1 protein-coding gene and 1 pseudogene are annotated in these 1,534 nt (G+C 72.2%); both read left to right on the top strand.

The annotated features are described in order from the left end of the window. Positions 1–1,035: sulfate adenylyltransferase subunit 1 (locus ACFVXK_RS38625; RefSeq protein ID WP_389622078.1), on the top strand; the 1,035-nt coding region annotated here is incomplete at its 5' end. Between the two features lie 221 nt (positions 1,036–1,256). Next, positions 1,257–1,534, top strand: a pseudogene (locus tag ACFVXK_RS38620) (sulfate ABC transporter substrate-binding protein); the annotation flags it as partial.

The raw sequence follows: 1,534 nt of genomic DNA, 5'->3' as shown, positions 1-1,534 counted from the left end.
CCCGGGCACGTGCAGTACACCCGGAACATGGTCACCGGCGCCTCCACCGCCGACCTCGCCGTGGTCCTCGTCGACGCCCGCAACGGCGTCATCGAACAGACCCGCCGCCACGCCGCCGTCGCCGCCCTCCTGCGCGTCCCCCACGTCGTCCTCGCCGTCAACAAGATGGACCTCGTCGACTACCGGGAAGCCGTCTTCGCGAAGATCGCCGAGGAGTTCACCGCCTACGCCTCCGAGCTGGGCGTCCCGGAGATCACCGCGATCCCGATCTCGGCGCTGGCCGGCGACAACGTGGTCGAGCCGTCGGCGAACATGGACTGGTACGGCGGCCCGACGGTGCTGGAGCACCTGGAGACGGTCCCGGTCAGCCACGACCTCACCGCCTGCCCGGCGCGTTTCCCGGTGCAGTACGTGATCCGTCCGCAGACCGCCGAGCACCCCGACTACCGCGGCTACGCGGGCCAGATCGCCTCCGGCGTGCTGCGCGTCGGCGAGTCCGTCACGGTCCTGCCGTCGGGGAAGACCTCGGTCATCGAGGGCATCGACGCGCTCGGCGAACCGGTGGACATCGCCTGGTCCCCGCAGTCGGTGACGCTGCGCCTGAAGGACGACATCGACATCTCGCGCGGCGACCTGATCGCGCCGACCGCGAGCGCCCCGGCCACCACCCAGGACGTCGTCGCGACGGTCTGCCACGTGGCCGACCAGCCGCTGGCCGTCGGCGCACGGGTGCTGCTCAAGCACACCACGCGCACGGTCAAGGCGATCGTCAAGGAGATCCCGTCCCGGCTGACCCTGGACGACCTCTCCCAGCACCCCGCCCCGGGGCAGCTGGTGGCCAACGACATCGGCCGCGTCGTCGTGCGCACCGCCGAGCCGCTCGCGCTCGACGCGTACGCCGACTCGCGCCGCACCGGGTCCTTCCTGCTGATCGACCCGGCCGACGGCACCACCCTCGCGGCGGGCATGGCGGGCGAGTCCTTCGCCTCCAAGGCCGAAGCGGTGGCGGCGGACGAGGAAGGGTGGGACTTCTAGGTCATGCGGACCGACATGTACACCACCTTCGCCAAGGAGGGCGGCCGCGTAGGCAGCGGCGCCCTCGGCAGCGGCCAGGGAGGAGTGGCGCGATGTGCGCGATGACCGAACTGCCGTCGGCCTCCCGCCTTCGCGCCCCCCGCGAGCCGTACCCGTCCCCGCTCCACCGCCTGAGAACCGCGCCGTAACCGACTGACGGCGCGCCGAGAGGAAGTCCTCCCGTGCCTGCCATCCGCAAGACCCTGCTCCGCCGCGGCGTCGCCGCCGCCACCGCCCTGCCCCTGCTGATCGGCGTCCTCGCCTCCTGCGGCTACGGCTCCCAGGCGGAGAAGACCGAGGACAAGCCCGCCGGGGCCTCCGCCGAGGGTGCCAAGGCGCTCTCCGCGTCCGAGGTCCGCATCGGGTACTTCCCGAACCTGACGCACGCCACCGCGCTGGTCGGCCTCCAGGAAGGCATCATCGCCAAGGAGCTCGGCGGCACCCAGATCAAGCCGCAGAC

This window comes from Streptomyces sp. NPDC058157, from assembly GCF_042884105.1.
Classification (GTDB): Bacteria; Actinomycetota; Actinomycetes; order Streptomycetales; family Streptomycetaceae; genus Streptomyces.
Note: the sequence above shows the minus strand (reverse complement) of the source record. Positions and strands in the feature narration are given on the sequence as shown.